The sequence below is a fragment of the Acinetobacter sp. MYb191 genome (assembly GCF_037572605.1).
GTDB classification, from domain to species: domain Bacteria; phylum Pseudomonadota; class Gammaproteobacteria; order Pseudomonadales; family Moraxellaceae; genus Acinetobacter; species Acinetobacter johnsonii.
In genome coordinates, this window is the sequence record NZ_JBBGZP010000007.1 from 32,430 (window position 1) to 52,332 (window position 19,903).

General features: G+C 42.1%; 16 protein-coding genes. 10 read left to right on the forward strand and 6 right to left on the reverse strand.

What is annotated here, in order from left to right; genetic code table 11:
- Positions 1–721 precede the first annotated feature (721 nt).
- On the forward strand, positions 722–994 hold the full coding sequence (locus WH214_RS02725; RefSeq protein ID WP_339422191.1) for a DUF2164 domain-containing protein: 273 nt from the start codon (positions 722–724) through the stop codon (positions 992–994).
- Between the two features lie 105 nt (positions 995–1,099).
- Here WH214_RS02725 and WH214_RS02730 read toward each other — a convergent pair whose 3' ends face one another.
- The 3 genes from WH214_RS02730 to baeS form a co-directional block, all read right to left on the reverse strand.
- Positions 1,100–2,455, reverse strand: a complete 1,356-nt coding sequence (locus WH214_RS02730) for an amino acid permease (protein WP_339422190.1) — start codon at positions 2,453–2,455, stop codon at positions 1,100–1,102.
- 211 nt (positions 2,456–2,666) lie between these two features.
- On the reverse strand, positions 2,667–3,353 hold the full coding sequence (locus tag WH214_RS02735) for a response regulator (protein WP_004983596.1): 687 nt from the start codon (positions 3,351–3,353) through the stop codon (positions 2,667–2,669).
- 19 nt (positions 3,354–3,372) lie between these two features.
- Positions 3,373–5,025, reverse strand: a complete 1,653-nt coding sequence (gene baeS, locus WH214_RS02740) for a sensor histidine kinase efflux regulator BaeS (RefSeq protein WP_078425720.1) — start codon at positions 5,023–5,025, stop codon at positions 3,373–3,375.
- Positions 5,026–5,162: 137 nt separating this feature from the next.
- Here baeS and WH214_RS02745 point away from each other — a divergent pair, with 137 nt between their 5' ends.
- From WH214_RS02745 to WH214_RS02760, 4 genes are all read left to right on the forward strand, one after another.
- The gene (locus tag WH214_RS02745; RefSeq protein WP_339422189.1) at positions 5,163–5,780 is read left to right on the forward strand and encodes a hypothetical protein; all 618 of its coding nucleotides are present in this window, start codon (positions 5,163–5,165) and stop codon (positions 5,778–5,780) included.
- Between the two features lie 305 nt (positions 5,781–6,085).
- The gene (locus WH214_RS02750) at positions 6,086–7,888 is read left to right on the forward strand and encodes an acyl-CoA dehydrogenase C-terminal domain-containing protein (RefSeq protein WP_004983590.1); all 1,803 of its coding nucleotides are present in this window, start codon (positions 6,086–6,088) and stop codon (positions 7,886–7,888) included.
- Positions 7,889–8,085: 197 nt separating this feature from the next.
- On the forward strand, positions 8,086–9,867 hold the full coding sequence (locus WH214_RS02755) for an acyl-CoA dehydrogenase C-terminal domain-containing protein (RefSeq protein WP_004983588.1): 1,782 nt from the start codon (positions 8,086–8,088) through the stop codon (positions 9,865–9,867).
- A gap of 140 nt (positions 9,868–10,007) precedes the next feature.
- Positions 10,008–10,505, forward strand: coding sequence for a phosphate-starvation-inducible protein PsiE (locus tag WH214_RS02760; RefSeq protein WP_004983586.1), 498 nt, complete (start codon positions 10,008–10,010; stop codon positions 10,503–10,505).
- Between the two features lie 70 nt (positions 10,506–10,575).
- Here the strand turns inward: WH214_RS02760 and WH214_RS02765 are convergent, their stop codons facing one another.
- The gene (locus tag WH214_RS02765) at positions 10,576–11,031 is read right to left on the reverse strand and encodes an RcnB family protein (RefSeq protein ID WP_339422188.1); all 456 of its coding nucleotides are present in this window, start codon (positions 11,029–11,031) and stop codon (positions 10,576–10,578) included.
- A gap of 194 nt (positions 11,032–11,225) precedes the next feature.
- Here WH214_RS02765 and WH214_RS02770 point away from each other — a divergent pair, with 194 nt between their 5' ends.
- Positions 11,226–11,678 (forward strand): hypothetical protein, encoded by a 453-nt coding sequence (locus tag WH214_RS02770; RefSeq protein ID WP_281963334.1) that lies wholly within the window; start codon positions 11,226–11,228, stop codon positions 11,676–11,678.
- Positions 11,679–11,774: 96 nt separating this feature from the next.
- Here WH214_RS02770 and WH214_RS02775 read toward each other — a convergent pair whose 3' ends face one another.
- Both WH214_RS02775 and znuD read right to left on the reverse strand, forming a co-directional pair.
- Positions 11,775–13,238 (reverse strand): phospholipase D family protein, encoded by a 1,464-nt coding sequence (locus WH214_RS02775; protein ID WP_339422187.1) that lies wholly within the window; start codon positions 13,236–13,238, stop codon positions 11,775–11,777.
- A 164-nt stretch (positions 13,239–13,402) separates the two neighbouring features.
- The gene (znuD, locus tag WH214_RS02780) at positions 13,403–15,478 is read right to left on the reverse strand and encodes a zinc piracy TonB-dependent receptor ZnuD (RefSeq protein WP_339422186.1); all 2,076 of its coding nucleotides are present in this window, start codon (positions 15,476–15,478) and stop codon (positions 13,403–13,405) included.
- Between the two features lie 138 nt (positions 15,479–15,616).
- Here znuD and WH214_RS02785 point away from each other — a divergent pair, with 138 nt between their 5' ends.
- From WH214_RS02785 to WH214_RS02800, 4 genes are all read left to right on the forward strand, one after another.
- Positions 15,617–16,381 carry a DUF4184 family protein gene (locus WH214_RS02785; protein ID WP_339422185.1) on the forward strand — a complete coding sequence of 255 codons (765 nt, stop codon included), beginning with the start codon at positions 15,617–15,619 and terminating at the stop codon, positions 16,379–16,381.
- 151 nt (positions 16,382–16,532) lie between these two features.
- The gene (gene aspS, locus WH214_RS02790) at positions 16,533–18,317 is read left to right on the forward strand and encodes an aspartate--tRNA ligase (RefSeq protein WP_058870282.1); all 1,785 of its coding nucleotides are present in this window, start codon (positions 16,533–16,535) and stop codon (positions 18,315–18,317) included.
- 323 nt (positions 18,318–18,640) lie between these two features.
- Positions 18,641–19,525 (forward strand): lysophospholipid acyltransferase family protein, encoded by an 885-nt coding sequence (locus WH214_RS02795; RefSeq protein ID WP_339422184.1) that lies wholly within the window; start codon positions 18,641–18,643, stop codon positions 19,523–19,525.
- Positions 19,526–19,677: 152 nt separating this feature from the next.
- Positions 19,678–19,899 carry a hypothetical protein gene (locus WH214_RS02800; protein WP_010327507.1) on the forward strand — a complete coding sequence of 74 codons (222 nt, stop codon included), beginning with the start codon at positions 19,678–19,680 and terminating at the stop codon, positions 19,897–19,899.
- Positions 19,900–19,903: the final 4 nt, after the last annotated feature.

Sequence of the window (19,903 nt, forward strand, 5' to 3'; positions counted from 1 at the left end):
ATTATTCCTTTTACATTTTCTAAAGCGCAAGCCTATCACCGCATCAAGCAGATCATAGGTTTGAATGCATATTGTGTCTACTGAGCAGCTTTTCGACGTTTTCTAGTATTGCCCACTTTGGAATAAAAAATTCGAAACTAAAAGCGAAGTGAGCAATTAAGAACTCATAAAAAAAGCCCGACATCCTGTCGGGCTTTTTCGTATTGGTTAGCTAGGTATAACTCCTGTCGTACCTCACATCCTAGTGTTGAACTTATCATTTTTGTTTTATGTTTTGGAACTTCCTGTTCTCTATGTCTGCATCATATAAAAAATCTTGGGACTGACCTAGAGGCAATCCGCTTGAATTGGTGTAAGCCAAAACGTACATAGAAAAATAAGCTTAATTAGACTTACCCCCAAAATTATCCGCAGAAATTGTGGATAGTTTTCAGGATGACTAAAGCTGAGCCTTACCCCTAAAAATTACTTTTTGAGTACTTTAAAATCAAATTAATACCTTTCCATATTAATCTGTCCAAAATACCGGCTATCTTTTCTAAGTGTCACCGACTTAAGGGTGTATAAACAGCAATACGATAAAAGGAAGTATAAAGTAGATCATTCCCCACACAACCTAACTAAAAAATGATGATGAACGTCATACTAGGACGTTCTCAGATTGAATAAATACTTCATAACAGATGTAATTCTTTCAGATTATATTTTGAGATTACCCCCCATGACTAATAAGCAGATCATTCAGTTTGATGAATTTACACGTGAACAATTGATTCATGCATTAAAGAAATACACGATGAAAGAGCTTGAGTTAGATCTTGGAAATTTCCCCGCTCAATTTTTATTTGACTTTATTGTCGAGGAATTTGGGCCTCACTTTTACAATCAAGCCCTAACTGACACCCATGAATGGTTAGCAGAGCGCTTCGCTTATTTAAATGATGACTTATTTATTTTGACCAAAGAAAAAGTTAAAAAACAAACTAAAAGCTGATTGGAAATATTTATCATTTATATATCAAGCTAAATCCTAAAATATCAAAAAGCCTATAAAAAAAAGGACTCATATTGAGTCCTTTTCAACATCATCACCTGCGCTTTAGCTTTTCCTCGGCTTCAATGTTTTAAATAAAACAAATAACACGAGGATCCAGACAGGAAGCATCAACACGGAAAGCATAAAACCCTGATTCCACATAATATATAAAATCATCAGCATAAATACTAAAACAAAATAATTGCTAAACGGTGCAAATAACGCTGGAAACTTGGTTTGAATGCCCTGTTTTTTCATACTCTGTCTAAATTTAAGATGGATCAAACTAATCATCATCCAATTCAGCACCGCAGCACTGACCACAATATAAATCAGATAACTAAGCGCTTTTTCAGGCAAAAAGTAATTCAACAGTACGCAACCAAAAATCAGTAATGCTGAAAATAAAACCGCCGCAATTGGTGTCCCTTGTCGATTCACCTGCTTAAAAACTTTCGGGGCATTGCCTTGTTCTGCCAGACCTAACAGCATGCGACTATTGGCATACATCCCACTATTACAAACAGAAACCGATGCAGTCAGAATAATAAAATTCAGTAAATGCGCTGCCCAATCAATGCCAATTTGCTTAAAAATAAGCACAAATGGACTTTTATCTAAGCCACCCAAATCCAATTGACTCCAAGGCACTAAAGACAAAAGAATCGCCAGTGAGCAAATATAGAACAGGAAAACCCGAATCACCGTTTGATTGACGGCTTTTGGAATGTTCTTTTCAGGATCTTCGGTTTCCGCAGCCGCCATACTGATTAGCTCAATGCCGCCAAAGGCAAACATCATAAAGGCCAACATATAAAACAAGCCTTCAAAGCCATGTGGGAAAAACCCGCCATGTGCCCATAAGTTCGTGACGGATGCGGTTGAACCGACATCAGCCGTCAACAACAGATAAACCCCGAAGATGATCATGGCGATAATCGCCACAACTTTAATCATCGACAGCCAAAACTCAGACTCCGCATACAGTTTGACATTGGCAAGATTGGCCAGTGTGATCACCACAAAAAACACCAGCACCGAGACCCACGCAGGAATATGTGGCCACCAGTAATTCACATACTTGCCAATCGCGGTCAGTTCAGTCATCACCACCAAGATATACAGTACCCAGTAGTTCCAGCCCGTTAAAAAACCTGAAAACCGCCCCCAATATTTAAAGGCAAAGTAGCTGAATGAACCCGTCACTGGCTCATGCACAATCATTTCACCGAGCTGACGCATAATTAAAAATGCAATCAAACCGCCAATCATATAACCCAAAATAATAGATGGGCCAGCAGACTCAATAATATGTGCTGAACCTAAAAACAGACCTGTACCAATTGCACCGCCCATGGCGATCAATTGAATATGGCGGTTCTTTAAACGGCGCTGAAGTTTAGGCGTCTCGCTGCTCAAAACACATGCTCATCTGATAAAAAAATGAATTGTACCGTTTGCACAGACGATCAACCAGTCTTGTCCTTTAAAATCGCAGATTGTTAGGTTTCATTTCACAAGCTAGAGATTTAAGCGAACTGTTGATTTTGATTACCGCCTTGACTTCATCCCATAAAAAAAGCGGATAAACCTACGCTTATCCGCTTCTTCTATTGTTCAGAAAACTGAATTAATCTTCAGGATATTCAAAACGGTAGCCTACTCCATATACCGCCTGCACCCATTCATGACGGTTACCTGTTTCAGCAGCATCCGAAATTTTACGACGTAAGTTCTTAATATGGCTATCAATCACACGGTCAGCCACTTCAAAGCTGTCTGGGTTGATATGATCCAGTAACTGTGCACGTGAATACACTTGACCCACATGCTCTAAAAACAACTCCAGTAAACGAAACTCGGTCGGTGTTAGGTTTAAAGGCTTTTGTTGATACCAAATGCGTTGCTGCGCTTTATCCATACGGAACAAAGACTGATCTTCAGGCTCAGCCTTACGCTCTAAACGACGTAACACGGCTTGGACACGCGCTACCAATTCTTTCGGGCTAAATGGTTTACACACATAGTCGTCTGCCCCCATGTTCAAGCCAAGCACGCGGTCGATTTCTTCCGTACGCGCGGTGACCATAATAATCGGCAAATCCGACTGTTCACGGACTTTACGGCAAATGGTCAAGCCATCCATACGCGGCACCATCAAGTCTAAAATCATCAGACTCGGTTTACGCTGCGTAAAGCTATCAAATGCGTCCTGACCATCGTGAAACATACTGACTTCAAAGCCCGCTGCTTCAAGATAATCGCGGACCAATTGTGCAAGTTCTACTTCATCTTCAACCAGCATAATATGTTTCATACATACTTCCTTTTGTGTTTCATTTTTTTGGGAACGTTAACTTGCAACGTAAACCACCCAAAGGCGAATGATCAAAACTCAATTCGCCGCCTAAAGCCTGTGCCAGTTTAGCCGATAAAGCCAAACCTAAACCCGTACCACCTGTGCTCCGCGTACGCGAGTCATCTACTCGGTAGAAACGCTCACCGAGCCGTGCCAACTGCTCATCGCTTAAACCATATGGACTGTCATCGACATAGACCGTCCAGTCTGTTGCAGACTGTTCCGTATGAACCCGTACCTGCCCACCCGCTTCGGTATAACGAATGCTATTGCCCAACAAATTGACCATGATTTGCTTAAAGCGGTCAATATCAAGTTGTAACTCGGCGCCCTCACCTTCAACACTGATGCTTAAATGGGCTTGTTCAAATTTAGGCTTAAAGTTTTCCACTTCTTGCTCAATCACCGCCCACGGGTTCACGGTTGCAAAGTAACAGTTTAATTGCTGTGCTTCCGCTTGTGCCAAATCGGCCAAGTCATGCGTGAGTTTTTTCAAGCTGGTGACTTGGCGTAACATCGATTCAAAATGCTCAGGTGTTGGTTTTCGAATACCGTCTTGCATCGCTTCGATCTGCGCTTGTAAAACTGCTAGCGGTGTTTTCAACTCGTGTGAAGTATCTGACACCCACTGACGACGTGAAATTTCATGCTGATCTAAAATCACCGCCAACTGGTTCAGTTCATTGGACAAATCACCCAGCTCATCGTTTCGATTCACTTTAACTTGATGCTGAAAATTACCCTTGGTTAATTCACGCGTACCATTCAACAAGCGTTGAATCGGTGTCTTAAAATAAGTCGCAAGCAACAACGCAGCAATTAAACTAGCAAAAACGGTTAAACCATAGACCAGCAATAAATAACGTTTTTGGTTACTAAAGAAGTTGATACTCAACGCATCATCTTGATCGAGAACTGGTTTCAGCCCCAAATACCCCACCACTTGGTTATTCACCACAATAGGCCGGAAAGAAACTTGATCATCCGAGGGTTCACCGACCACAAACTGACGCTGCGTATCGTATAAAGACAAACGCGAGCTAAGACCTAAACGGTCAGGCGTGGAAATAAACTGTTTTTTGCCTGTGTTTTGTTTGCTCTCTTGTTCAATCTCTTCTTTTTTACGATCTGGACGGAAAACATTTTGATTGGCGCTGAGCGGGAACTTTAAACCTTCGAAGGGTTGAAACTCCGAAGGTAAGTTCTCCTCCAAAGCTTGCAATTCTTGTTCAGTTAAAATCTGTTTTTCATGTTTGACTTCAGTGGTAGAGACATCACTGAGTAAGGTTTTGGTATTTTCTTTAAAATAACGCTGTTGCAGAGCAATGTCGTACTGGCGACGTAACCACCAACGAGAGAGACGGTCATAATCATCTGGCGCAGCATGTCCTTCAATCTGCAAAATTTGTGCTTGAATGGCATTGCCCCAGTCATGATAAGTGCTATAAACGCCAGCCAAGTTATCAATCAGATGATCGAGCTTTTGCATTTCCACGTCCGCCACATATTTGGCAAAATTCTTTTGCATCGTCCAATGCAACACACCTAAACTCACCGTGGTAATCACCAAAGTGGTCAGCAATACAGTGAGGAATAAGCGTAAAGCAATCGGTACGCGGCGAATCTTCAAAAGCAATCTCTCGGTCGTTCTTTTGCCTTGTTATTGTATAGAACACTGCACCAAAAAACTCTCCATTGTTTCTACATCTTTATTATTTAATCTTTAATCATCCAAAATCACATGCTCTTGTATGGGGGAGTTGTAGAATGAATAAGATGACAAAAATTGCGTTAGCCACTGCCAGCGTTTTATCTGTAGGTGCGTTGACTGCCTGTCAATCCACCCAAGCACCAAAAGATATGGAGCAGTCGCAACATATGCATGGTCATTATCAAAAAGACCGTCACGTGACGCCTGAACAACGCGAACAATTTGAAAAAATGCGTACTGAACGCAAACAGGTCATGCAAGACATTAAAAAAGCCTGCGATGGCAAAGCAGTGGGTTCAGCAGTCCAAGTTAAAGCAGGTGAACAAACACTAGATGGTACATGTACGATTTCGTTTAAACCGAACCGTGATGAAATGAAACGTGGTGAACACCGCCCAATGCGTGGTGATCAAGCCGATCGTGGTGAATTCCGTGGCATGCATATGCAACGCGGCGAACCCCTAACCGATGCAAAACGTGCTGAGTTAACCCAGCAATACGATCAACGTTTAGCTGAACGTCAAGCGCGTCAACAAGCCGCAACCAAAGCCTGCCAAGGTCAAACCGATGGTAAAGCCGTGCAGTTAAAAGTCGGCACACAAACAGTAGATGGCAAATGTATGGTTCACTTCCAGCCTAAAGCCCCTGTTTCAGCACCGAATAAGGCCGCTTAAACCACTCTAAAAAGCATAAATAGATAAAAAAGGCGCAAATTGCGCCTTTTTTATTGGACATAACTTTTTACGCTTTTTGACTATTTATGTCATGCCAAAAGCAGCAAAACTGTTTACACTCAGTGCACTTAGCGATTTTGAATAATATTTATTTGACTTTACAGTCACCAAGAAAAGCACCCGAACCGCTTGTACCAAATTAGAAGATGTTGCACGATTAAGTTATTCCAATCCGTGTCAAAGAAGACACGTTTTTATGTTTATTAGGATTATAAGCTGGTTAAACCAGTATTGAGGAAACCGATATGCCACAATACAAAGCGCCCTTACGTGATATGCAATTCGTACTGCATGAGCTATTGAATGCAGAAGAACACTATTCTAAATTGCCTGCATTTCAGGAAACCGTAAGCCGTGAATTGGTTGACCAATATTTAGAAGCTGCTGCAGATTTCTGTGAAAACGAATTGTCTCCAATCAACCAAAGTGGCGACCGCGAAGGTTGTACTTGGAATGATGGCGTTGTTACAACTCCAACAGGCTTTAAAGAAGCGTATCAAAAATATATCGAACTTGGCTTCCCGTCTCTTTCTGCTGAAGAGCAATACGGTGGTCAAGCATTACCTGTTTCTTTGGGTAACGTGATTTCAGAAATGGTCGGTACTGCAAACTGGGCATGGGGCATGTACCCAGGTCTTTCTCACGGTGCAGTTCGTACTTTAGAACATCACGGTTCAGCTGAACAAAAAGATGCTTACTTACCAAACCTTGTTTCAGGTGTTTGGACAGGTACGATGTGCTTGACAGAATCTCATGCAGGTTCTGACTTGGGTATTATCCGTACTAAAGCTGAGCCACAAGCTGACGGTAGCTATGCAATCACTGGTGAGAAAATCTTTATCTCAGCGGGTGAACATGACATGGCTGAGAACATTGTTCATATCGTCCTTGCTCGTCTTCCTGGCGCACCTAAAGGCACCAAAGGTATTTCTTTATTCATCGTACCGAAGTTTAACTTAAACGCAGACGGTACTGTGGGTGAGCGTAACGCGGTGCGCTGTGGTTCAATCGAACACAAAATGGGGATCCATGGTAACTCAACTTGCGTAATCAACTTTGATAATGCAAAAGGTTTCCTGATTGGCCCTGAAAACCGTGGCTTAAACTGCATGTTCACTTTCATGAACACCGCACGTATTGGTACTGCTGTTCAAGGTCTTGCTGCATCTGAAGGTGCATTCCAAGGTGCATTAACCTATGCGAAAGACCGTCTGGCAATGCGTTCTTTGACAGGTCCTAAAGCACCAGAAAAAGAAGCCGATCCAATTATTGTTCACCCTGCTGTTCGTAACATGCTGTTAACTCAAAAAGCATTTGCTGAAGGTGGTCGTGCACTGGTTTACTTATTGTCTCTACATGCGGACGTGGTTGAGCAAGGTGCAACTGAAGAAGAGCGTAAATCTTCTGACAACATCTTGTCACTCCTTACGCCAATTGCAAAAGCATTCTTGACTGAAACAGGTTCTGAATCTGCAAAACACGGCGTTCAAGTGTTTGGTGGTCATGGCTTTATTTCAGAGCATGGTATGGAACAAATCGTTCGTGATACACGTATTGCGTGTCTATACGAAGGAACAACTGAAATCCAAGCGCTTGACTTGTTAGGTCGTAAAGTTTTGGGTACTCAAGGTGCAATGTTGAAAGACTTCACTAAGATTATTCACAAATTTGTTGAAGCAAACAAAGACAATGCTGCAATGAAAGAGTTTGTTGAACCTCTTGCTGCTCTAAACAAAGAGTGGGGCGACTTAACCATGCAAATTGGTATGAAAGCAATGCAAAACCCAGATGAAGTGGGTGCTGCTGCAGTCGATTACCTCTACTTCTCTGGTTATGTAACGCTTGCTTATCTATGGGCACGTATGGCACTTGTGGCTCAAGAAACATTGGCTGCAGGTACAACTGACGTTGACTTCTATAATGCGAAAGTAACGACAGCTCGTTTCTACTTCAAGAAGATTCTTCCACGTGTTCGCTCACACGTTGACGTGATTGCTGGTGGCGTAGAACCGTTACTTGCATTAGATGCAGAGCACTTTGCATTCTAAGTAATTAATAACTAATTCGATATTCGAAATAGTTGTACTCTTGAGTACAGAAATGAAAAAGGACAGTCATAGCTTTGGCGGTCCTTTTTCTTTATAAATAGAGCGTTATTTCGCTTGGGTCATTTAACAACACTCTCCGTTGTTAATTAAGCTGTCCTAAGTCTACAGAGATTCAAACAATAAACAGGTGAACGAACATGCCAATTTATAATGCCCCACTTGCGGATATGAAATTTATCCTCAATGACGTTTTCAATGCAGATCAGTTCTGGCAGTCTAATGAAAATCTAGCTCATGTAGACAGTGCGACAGCTGAAGCGATCCTCGAGGAAATGGCTAAATTTGCGCAGAACGTAACCCTGCCTTTAAACCGTACAGGTGATGAAGAAGGTGCAACATTTAGCAATGGAGCAGTGACTACACCTGCTGGTTTTAAAGAAGCGTTTAAGCAATATGCTGAAGGCGGCTGGATTGGCTTAGCGGCTGATGAAGAATGGGGCGGTCAAGGCATGCCAAAAATGCTGACAGTTCTAGCAGATGAAATGCTGTTCGCAACTAACCCATCATTCATGCTCTACCCGCTTCTTTCTGTCGGTGCTGGCATGGCGCTAAACAGCTACGCATCGCAAGAACAAAAAGAAACCTATTTACCTAAAATTTACTCAGGCGAATGGTCTGGGACCATGTGTTTAACTGAGCCACATGCAGGTACAGATTTAGGCATTATCAAAACTAAAGCTGAACGTAACGAAGACGGCACCTATAACATTACAGGGACCAAAATCTTTATTACTGGTGGTGACCACGACTTAGCTGAAAACATCATTCACTTGGTTCTAGCTAAAACACCAGATGCGCCTGCGGGTTCCCGTGGTATTTCATTATTCATCGTACCTAAATTCTTGGTGAATGCAGATGGTTCTGTGGGCGAGCGTAATGCGGCAGGTCCAGGTTCAATTGAACACAAAATGGGGATCAAAGCGTCTGCAACTTGTGTAATGAACTTTGACGGTGCCAAAGGTTACTTGGTCGGTAAAGAAAATGAAGGCCTTGCGGCAATGTTCGTGATGATGAACTACGAACGTTTGTCGATGGGTATTCAAGGGTTAGGCGCATCTGAATTTGCTTACCAAAATGCGGCACAGTACGCAACAGACCGTCTACAAGGTCGTAGCGCTTCTGGTGTTCAATCGCCTGCTAAACCTGCAGACAGCATTCTTGTGCATGGTGATGTGCGTCGTATGTTGCTGAATGCACGTGCGAACAACGAAGCATCTCGTGCCTTTGCAGTATATGTCGGTCAACAACTCGATATCACCAAGTTCTCAACAGACCCTGAAGCTGTGAAAGCAGCCAATGACCGTGTTGCCTTGTTAACCCCAATTGCAAAAGCATATTTAACCGACACTGCATTCCAAGCAACTTTAGATGCACAAATGGTCTTCGGTGGACATGGTTACATTCGAGAATGGGGCATGGAGCAATGTGTACGTGACTTACGTATTGCACAAATCTATGAAGGCACCAACGGCGTTCAGTCTCAAGATTTAATCGGTCGTAAAACCATTAAATGCGGTGGTGCATTCATCGCAGACTACATTACTGAAATCCGTGACTTTGCTAACAGCTTAGATGCAGACCTAAACTTCATTAAAGATGCAACACTCGATGCGGCAACTGAAGTGGAAGAAGTGACTAAGTATATCCTTGAACGTGCTGCTGAAAGTGCAGAGTTCCCGAATGCAGCAGCAGTAGATTACTTACATGCAGTCGGCCTACTCAGCTTTGCCTATATGTTTGCAAGAATTGCCAATGCTGCAAAAGCTAAAGATGGCGACTTCTATCAAAACAAACTGGCACTTGCAGCTTATTTCGCTCAACGTATTTTGCCTGAAATCGACTTACGTATTGCAAAAGTAAAAGCAGGCGCAGAAGTCATCATGAACTTCTCTGAAGACTACTTCACCAGTCAAGCTTAATCGCTTAAAGACTGAATAAAAAAACGCCTGCTTCGTCAGGCGTTTTTTTATGGCTCAGCTTTATTTTTGCTTTTATACGTCACGTGCATGAAATTTGCTTATGATGCAATAAACCACCATCAACATATCAGGAGGCAGCCATGACTAACCGTGACCCTAAAATAGAGAAAATAGAAACCCTCCTCGATAAACTGGGCAATACTGCAGTAGAAAGCTTTCACTATGTGGCTTTATTTATTATTGGCTGTATGGTGATTTGGTCGGCAGGACATACCGTTTATGAGATCCTGACGATTAAACAATATGCCTCAATTGATGATATTTTACTGTTATTCATCTACTTAGAACTGGGTGCAATGGTTGGTATCTATTTTAAAACCAACCACATGCCTGTCCGCTTTTTAATTTATATCGCCATCACCGCCCTCACCCGTCTTTTAATTTCCGATATCCAGCATGACCACAAAGCGGATATGGATTTGGTGATTATTACGGGTTCAATTTTAATTATGGCGATTGCAATTTTGGTGGTGCGTTATGCATCGTGGAATTATCCTTCAGTAATTCGGGATAAACATGCCGACAAGCCTTTACCTGAAGGGAAAACACCACGCCCACAAGATGATGAACTCGCTTAATTCTTTATTGACCACTAAAAAACCCTCCGTCTAAACAACGGAGGGTTTTCTATATCGATCAAAGATTCATTTATTTTGAATCTGGTTCTAAAGCGTAGCGCCCATTTTCAAAAATCCAGTGCATGCCTTCAGGTGGGTCTGGCAGTCCCAAACGTCGCCAATCGGTAATCAACACATAATCACGGCTTTCAATACTGGAGTCGCCATCCCCATACACATAGCTATTGGTTTCCGGACTATAGGTTGAATAGCTGGGTGCTCGGTAAATAATACTCACACCCGGTCGCATCGGATATCCGCCATGTGGTGGATGGTGTGGAGGTGGTCTGTGATGAGGGGGCTCAATTTGAGGCGGTGATGTAGGTCTGGGCATTGCACCTTGATACGGCCCTGCATAGGTTGGGAAACGCTGGGTTTGCGAAGTCAGCGGTTTTCCATAATAACGCGTCGCGGGTTGAGCAAAACTCAGTGCAGGAAACAAGCTGAGTATGCTTATTCCATAGATTATTTTTAAATATTTCATCATCTTCCTCCACTGAGGTGAATATTATTATTTTAAACCTATTTTATGGATAAAAAATGTACAAGTTGTCAATTTTAGATCACTGCCCATTATCACCGCTATAAGGTTTGAAGCAGGATTTCTTTGAAAAGCAAAAAACCGTATATGTTTTCAGTTTATACTTAATCTTTGTTTATAAATGTATTGGATGAACAATCGTGGCTGAATTAAGTTTTGATCGACTCTATGAATATTTTGCAAAAGTGCCCAGTATTCAAAAAAATCTGATTGATGCTTATGGCACAGATGGAAAAAGTGCATGGTGGTTTAAGTTTCAAATTGATGTAGATCACCCGTTGGCATGGCAAACGGTACAAGAGCTGGGACATGTACTGAACTATATTTCTAAAAATGAGCGCCTACCGACGCAGTTTTTACCTGTTTCACCGCCGCCGTATATGAATGGTGAAGCCAAGCAATTCTTGGCATGGGTCATTCAGTGTAACCATCCTGATTTTCCACCCGATGTCATTTGCGACTGGTTAGAAGCACGTCTACCGAGTCCAGTGGAAAATGCCGAAAAATGGAAAATCAAAACCGATCTACATGAACTCGATAAGATGACCGATAAAGATTTGGATCAAATCATCCCGCCAAATCCTGAACAGTAAGTCCAAATAAAAAAAGCGAATATTGCGCTTTTTTTATTTTAGTTTTTCTCTTAGCTAGCTGTGCTACGCCTTTTCTAACAAGGAATAAAAAAATCTCTAAAACGTCGATAAACCACTCCACTCCATAAAGCGGTATAGCCCATATTTGAGTTTTGACTCATCTTTATATTGCTCATAGCCCACACTCATTTGACGACCATTTAAGTTCGACCATGCCCCATCAAAATATTGCTGTGCATCTGTAAACACCGCTGCGTTAGACTGGCCAATCACACGTAAATTGGTCTCTAAGTTATAATTCTTCAAATTCCGTGCGGTAAAATTCGCTGAACCTAAAATGAGCTCTGCTTCTTGCGCATGGCGTTTTAAAATCATTTTACTATGACACTGCTCTCCTTGTGTATTACACCACCGCACTGTAATTCCTGCATCGTTAAGCTCAGACGCAACTTGACGGTTCGGAATTCCATTCTTTTGACGACCAAATGCATCTTTATTGGGGTCGAGTAAGATCCGAAGTTTAACGCCGCGGTTCTGTGCATCTTTTAAAGCATTGATAATTTGACGCTCAGATAAATAGAACATCGCCAAATCAATCTGATCATTGGCTTTTGCTGTATTCAACAAATTGAGGGTTGCATCTAGGATTGCTTTTTCAGTCAGCACCTGCACCTGAGGCTGCGATGGATTGCCTGCAATTTCGCCTAGAATCACCATTGGTACATCGCCCTGAGACATATGTGCTACAGTTTGCTCTGTTTTCAACACATCAATTGCGGTATTGCCTGTCACCAATAGCGCCACATTGGAATGTCGCGAACTGCCATCATGTGGATTCGCTGATGTGACCAAGGTTTTCCAACCTTCCGCGGTATCGACCACCAAAGTTTTGCGATGGTTGGCTTTAAAGTTAAATAAGTTTAAATAACTACGTAGGGTGATTTTTTCATCCCCAAACGGGTTTCTTAACCAACCGCCGTCGGGATTATTACCTGCATTTTGACAACAGATATACCAAAAACCTGACCAAATAGGGTTAGAAGCACGTAGCGGACGTAAATCGGTTTCAATCACATCCACACCTGCCTGACGCAATTTACGGTAATGCTCAGGTAATAGCCCGCCATACACCGAGTTAATCGGGTCGGTGATGACTTTGATTTCAATATTCGGATGTAAGCTTCGCTTGACAATCAACGCATCGGTCAGCTGACGAGTCAACGCCCGTTGTGATGCTTGAGATGTCCCCACTTCATCGTTAAACAAGAACATATCCAACACAATCGTGGTTTGTGCATCTTCAATCAGTTTAAACACTGCGTTGAAAATATGATGATCTTGTTGCTGCTTGCCTTGTGCATCAATGTAGGTTTGATCTGCAATAAATTTGACATCGGCATGACGTAACTTGCCCGTATAGTCCAGCCCATCAGGCAGTGGTTTAACGCTATGGTAAACTGCGGAGGTTAAATAAGTCAGAGCCAATAAACCCACCACGACACCGACATAACGGGTCGATGTCCAGTTGAGTTTTTGATGTAATTTTCGAAAGATACGCATAACAAAAAACCTAATCCAATATACTCAGACTAGGTTTTATTGTTTGATTTTTCAAGAGGATTTCTGTTGTCAATGTTTTGGCAACCTCTCCCTAACCCTCTCCTTTAAGAAGAGGGAGCACCTCCTCTTTACGGAAAAGGTTGGGTTGAGGCTTGAAATAGCACTTAGAAACTAAAGTCCAGTCCAACTGTGAAGTTACGCCCAACTTGTGGAATGGTCGATAAGAAAGAGGTATGCGAATAAACCGTCTCATCTAAGAGGTTATTGGCTTTGAAATACACGCGATAATCATTACCCTGCATATACTGACCATTATACGCCAAGCCCAAATTCACCATGTTATAGCCCTCGGTTTCGGTCTCATAGCTTGCAATTCGATCTTGCTCAAACACATGGTAGTACTCTGCCGTTCCTGACCACGTGTCACTAAAGTTAGCATTCACTTTTGTTCCTAAACGGCCAGCAGGCACCCGTGGCGCATTTTCATTGTCAATTTTGCCACGTACATAATCACCAAAGACACTCATTTTATATACATCATTGATGGCATAAGACGCTTCTGCTTCAGTCCCATAAAAACGCGCTTTGTCTTGGGTGTAGTCTACTAGGCGGAAGTTTTCGTATCGGTCTGCGGTTTGAGCATAAATGTAGTTGTCATACCAGTTGTGGTAAACATGAACGTGATAATCAATTTTATCCGTATCGTAATGGAAACCTAACTCTAGGTTATTGGACTTTTCGACATCGAGATTTTCATTGCCACGCTCGTAGGTATTGGTTGCAAGATGCTTACCATCAGCATAAAGCTCTTGCGCCAAAGGTAAACGCTCTTGATGTGATCCAACCAAAGACAGTTTATAGTTCGGTGCAAACATCCAATTCACAGCACCCGAATAGGACACGGCATAATCATCATAGTCTTTTCGATCAGATTCAATATCAATCGTCTGCTGATCGACACGTGCCCCTAACTCAAAATGGAAGTCATTCCACTGCTTGTGTTCTAAACCAAATACGCTCCACTTTTGCGTCTTGGTCGGCTCTAAAATAGACTCTTCACCCGTGATATCTAATTTTTGTTGATTATACTGTACGCCAACCACACCTTCCCAATCTGCTATCGGCTGATGCACCATTTCTAGACGTGCATCATAACCTTTACTTTTAAAAGTAGTTGCAACACTATCGCCTTCAATTTCATCATGTTGATAGTCGGTATAACTGGCATGGGCACGTAACTTCTCAAACCCTGCAATCGGATTTAAAATTTCTGTACGGAAGTCATAACGCTCCGACTTTAAGTCAACCCAAGGCCCTGTCTCATGTTCATCATGTACATGGTCGTGTCCTGAGTGATCATGTTCATCCGTATGTCCATGATTATCGCTTCCGTCACAGTGCAAATGATCCTCATGCGGATGACAGCTCTCATATTCATGGCTGTGCCCAGGTAAACCGTATTGATCTTGACGATTGGTATAGGCGATACCCGCAAAACCACGCTCACCAATCCATGAACCACCAACACTAACGGTTTCAGCTTTAGCAAAGGTATTTCCAACACGACGCTCTTTTTCGAGTTCACCCTCATGTTCATGGAAATAGTTCGGCGCAATATAGTCATTCGCTTCACGCTTTGAACCTTCAACCCGCAAAGCAAACTGACTCCCCAAAGCAACCGTAGCCCCAGCGCTGGCCAACTTTTCATCACTGCCAGAGTTATAGCGTAATCCAGCCGTACCTTCTAAACCTTTTTCAGGCATGCTGGTTGGAATTTTTTGATCGGTGACATTGACTAAACCGCCCACGGTACCTGCACTATATAACAGGGTTGAAGGGCCACGGATGATTTCAATTTGCTTGGCCAAAATCGGATCGACCGTCACGGCATGGTCTGGCGATAAAGTCGAGACATCAGCAGTTTCTGAAGCATGTTGTAAGACTTTCACGCGTGGGCCATCTTGACCACGAATCACGGGTCGACTTGAACCTGAACCATATTGATTTGAATATACGCCTAGCTCATCGGCCAAAGCATCCCCGATGGTCGGTGCACGTTCTTTTAAGCTTTTTTGCTCGATAACCTGATCGGCGACTGCAAAATCAGCAGCGGTCTGAACGAGTGGATGCGCTTGGCTGGTCAACGTTTCAAGTTGTTGTGTTGTTGTATCATCTGCAAAAACGGCAGGTGCAACCACCGCCAAAATAGAGAGCGTTATCAAATTTTTATGGAAAGCCATGGAACTCACTCAAGCGTACAATTTTTGAATATTGTTATAATATAACATTTCAAATTCATTGCAATAAAAAACATTCCAATGGTAGAAAAAAGATAAACTGCCCTATCCATCTAAGTCGATGCCAACGCCAACAGATCAATGCCCTTTACCATTTCACATGCTGTTCTCGCGCCTCCTCTAGCCAAACTCAGTGGTGACCGATTACCCATTGCTGCCATTGCTATTGGTAGTATGACCCCCGATCTTTATCGACTGTTTACACAAGCCAATTCAAATACTACCCACTACTGGACTTCACTGATTCACCCCGATCTTTGGATTGGACTCAGTTTTTGTGTTTTGTGGTACGCGCTATTGCGGCCCTGTTTTTATCGTTTTTTAGGTATTCAGCATGAGTTAAGGCTGAGCAGTATGCTACGTTTTTTTAAATTTTCTGTGGCCGTTATTCTCGCGATCCTGCTGGGTACAGCAACGCATCTGTTATGGGACGGACTCACCCATGCTGACTTCCGCACCTTGTTTGGACATGCATTTTTAAGCCAAGAGATCTCTTTGTTAGGGCACGGCTATCCGCTACACCGCATTTTACAAATTGGCACATCGGCACTGGCTTTGCCCTTGTTGGCGTGGATGGGTTGGCGCTATTACCAAACCTATCAGCAACATTTTCCAGTGAGTTTAAAAATCAAATGCTTTGCAATTGGACTGTTCATACTGAGCCTTTTAGGCGGTTTCGTCAGTGTTTGGGACTATGCACGTTATATTCCCACGCAAGTTTGGCAGTCAGACCTGTATTATTTTACAGGGCGAAGTATTAATGAGTTTAGCCAAGTCGCTTTACTGATTTTAATCTTTGGCTGCATTCTGTTTTTATTTTTAGATCGAGACTATCGTTTAGGCTGAATTTAGATCAATGCTTAAATGCTATTTCATGCCTTTTTTAAGCTATACCTTGAGAGTCAATGCCCAAAGAGGCATAATCCTACCTTTATTTCTGGCGGTACGCTGTTTACGTATTCGCTACCTTTAGCCATATAGTTGGATTTTTAACGCCATGATGCGAACTCATTACTGCGGTTCTTTAACCGAAGCTCAAATTGATGAAACAGTAACCCTCTGCGGTTGGGTACACCGTCGCCGTGACCACGGTGGTGTCATCTTCCTTGATATGCGTGACCGTGATGGTCTTGTGCAAGTGGTTATTGACCCAGACACTCCTGAAGCATTTGCAACTGCAGACAAAGTACGTTCAGAATTCGTATTAAAAATTACAGGTCGTGTACGTCGTCGCTATGCAGGCACAGAAAATGCAAATATGGTGAGCGGTCAAATCGAAGTTTTAGGTAAAGAAATCGAAGTTCTTGCTGCATCAGAAACTCCGCCGTTCCCATTGAATGACGACAACACCAATATTTCTGAAGAAATTCGTTTGAAATACCGTTTCTTGGACATCCGTCGTCCTGAAATGTTAGATCGTTTACGTTTCCGTTCTAAGCTAACCAACCTCATTCGTAACTATTTCGAAGACAATGGTTTCTTAGACGTTGAAACCCCGATTTTAACCCGTGCAACGCCTGAAGGTGCACGTGACTACTTAGTGCCAAGCCGTGTTTCAAATGGTAGCTTCTATGCACTTCCACAATCACCACAATTATTCAAACAATTGTTGATGGTGGGTGGTATTGATCGTTACTACCAAATCGCAAAATGTTTCCGTGATGAAGACTTACGTGCAGACCGTCAGCCTGAATTCACCCAAATCGACGTTGAAACATCGTTCATGAGTGACGATGACATCATGGATTTAATGGAAACCTTGACCGTTAAGATGTTCAAAGAACTTCTTGATGTTCAATTCGATAAATTCCCACGCATGACTTATACAGATGCTATGCGTGACTATGCATCGGACAAACCAGACTTACGTATTCCTTTGAAATTGGTTGACGTTGCAGACTTGATGCAAGACGTTGAATTCAAAGTATTTGCAGGTCCTGCTAAAGATCCTAAAGGTCGTATCGTTGCATTACGTGTTCCGGGTGCAGGTTCTTTACCACGTAGCCAAATCGATGAATACACGAAATTTGTCGGCATCTACGGTGCAAAAGGTTTAGCGTACATTAAAGTGAACGAGCTTGAAAAAGGCATCGAAGGCTTACAGTCTCCAATCGTGAAATTCATCGAGCCAATCGTGCTTGATCTATTGAAACGTGTTGGCGCAGAAAATGGCGATATCGTGTTCTTTGGTGCAGACAAAGCTAAAGTTGTGAACGATGCCATGGGTGCTTTACGTATTAAAGTTGGTCATGACTTGAAAATGTCGACTTGCGAGTGGGCACCGCTTTGGGTGGTTGACTTCCCAATGTTTGAAGAAACAGATGATGGAAAATGGACCTCTGTTCACCACCCATTCACACTGCCTAAATCAAGCGTTGAAGATGTGAAAAATAACCCAGGTGCTGCACTTTCTGTGGCTTATGACATGGTGTTAAACGGTACTGAAATCGGTGGTGGTTCACTTCGTATTCATAACCTAGAAATGCAAAAAGCAATCTTTGAAGCTTTAGGTATTGGCGAAGAAGAAGCTGAAGAGAAATTCAGCTTCCTACTTAACGCATTACGTTATGGTGCTCCTCCGCATGGTGGTTTAGCATTCGGTCTAGACCGTTTAGTCATGCTCATGACGGGTGGTGCTTCTATTCGTGATGTGATTGCATTCCCGAAAACCAAGACTGCTGAATGTCCATTAACGCAAGCGCCTGCACCAGTTGAATCAAATCAACTACGTGATTTAGGTATTCGCTTACGTGAAAAACCAAAAGCTGAAGAAACTAAATAATCTTTAGATTTTGATTAAAGAAACCCTGCCATGCGCAGGGTTTTTTTATTTAAGACAAGGCGATCTCCTCCCCCCTAGAACCGATTTTTCGCTTCAAATTTTCCAAAATTTCCTTTGAACTTTTAATCTATCCCCCTTACAGTGATTGACGATAGTCTATATTTTATTGCAGCAGTTCTGGCACTGAATCACTCTATTGATTTATTCATTTATTTTGTTCTTAAGACGCTCATCTTTTTTTGATTTTACCTATCTTAGATTTTTAAGTCTCTTTGCAAAATTTTCTCTCATCTCATCTTTTAAAAAGATTTCTGAGTCAAAATATGGCTATTTATTATCTACTTAAAATCATCTCACTTTTTCCATTGTCCTTTTTACAATACATCGCACGCGGAATTGCGCACCTGCTTTATTATAGTGACTCTTCAATCAAGCGTATCACCACCATTAATCTGCAGTTGGCCTACCCTGAACTCGACCCAATAACACTCCAGAAACGCGTTCATCTCAGCATTCAAAGCCAGTGTCAGACCTATATTGAATTTTTAAAATGTTGGGGAATGCCACCACAATACAACCTTGATTTATTAAAAAATATTCATGGGGAATCTGTTCTAACAGAGGCTTTAGCCAATAAAAAAGGCGTAATTGTGGTCATTCCACATTTTGGCTGTTGGGAGCTGTTAAATGCATGGTTAAATGTCTATACGCAACCAATGATTATGTATAAACCCTATAAAATTAAAGGGATTAACCGCTATATTTTAGATGCACGTCAAAAGTTTAATGCCACCCTTGTCCCCACCGATGAAACGGGTATCCGCAGTATCTTCAGACACTTAAAACAAGGTGGGTTGACGGTGATTTTACCGGATCATCTACCCAAACCTAGCGGGGGTATTTATTCATATTTTTTCCGGCAAAATACTTTATCCACGACACTGGTCTCTAAAATGGCAGCTAAAACACAATGCAATGTGATTGGATTAAGTTGTATTCGTAATACTGATGCTGCGGGTTTTGATGTGTACTGTACAGAGTTATCTCAAGATATTTTATCGAAAGATCTACAGCTATCGGTGGACAGTTTAAATCTTGCCATGCAAGACATAATTAACCAAGCACCTGAACAGTATATTTGGTCCTATAAACGTTTTAGAAATTGTTATGGCAATATCAATGCTTATCAGATACAGCCACCAATGTAGGCTCCACAAACCAACACGTGATCTCAAGTAATTCGAAAACAATAATGTATGTTATTTCCTAGAGGCCTGAATAGAATACTTTTATTCATTTGAGATCAATTCTCAGCAGTGGCATAATAGCGCACTGTTTTAGATAAGTTGTGAGCAACCAAATGGCTATGCGTCCTGAAGTCCGTCGTCGCGGTATTGTGCTAATTGTTTTTGCAATAGTACAATGGTTTTTCATGCGCTATATTTTAGACAATCAATTATTTAATTTGACAACCTATGACCGCATTGTCTTTTTCTGTGTAAGTAGCTTGGCAGGTGCTTTTGTCATTTTTGTCGGCTTAATTTATATGGTCTTAAAGGGAAATGCGGATAAACCTAATTAGGTCC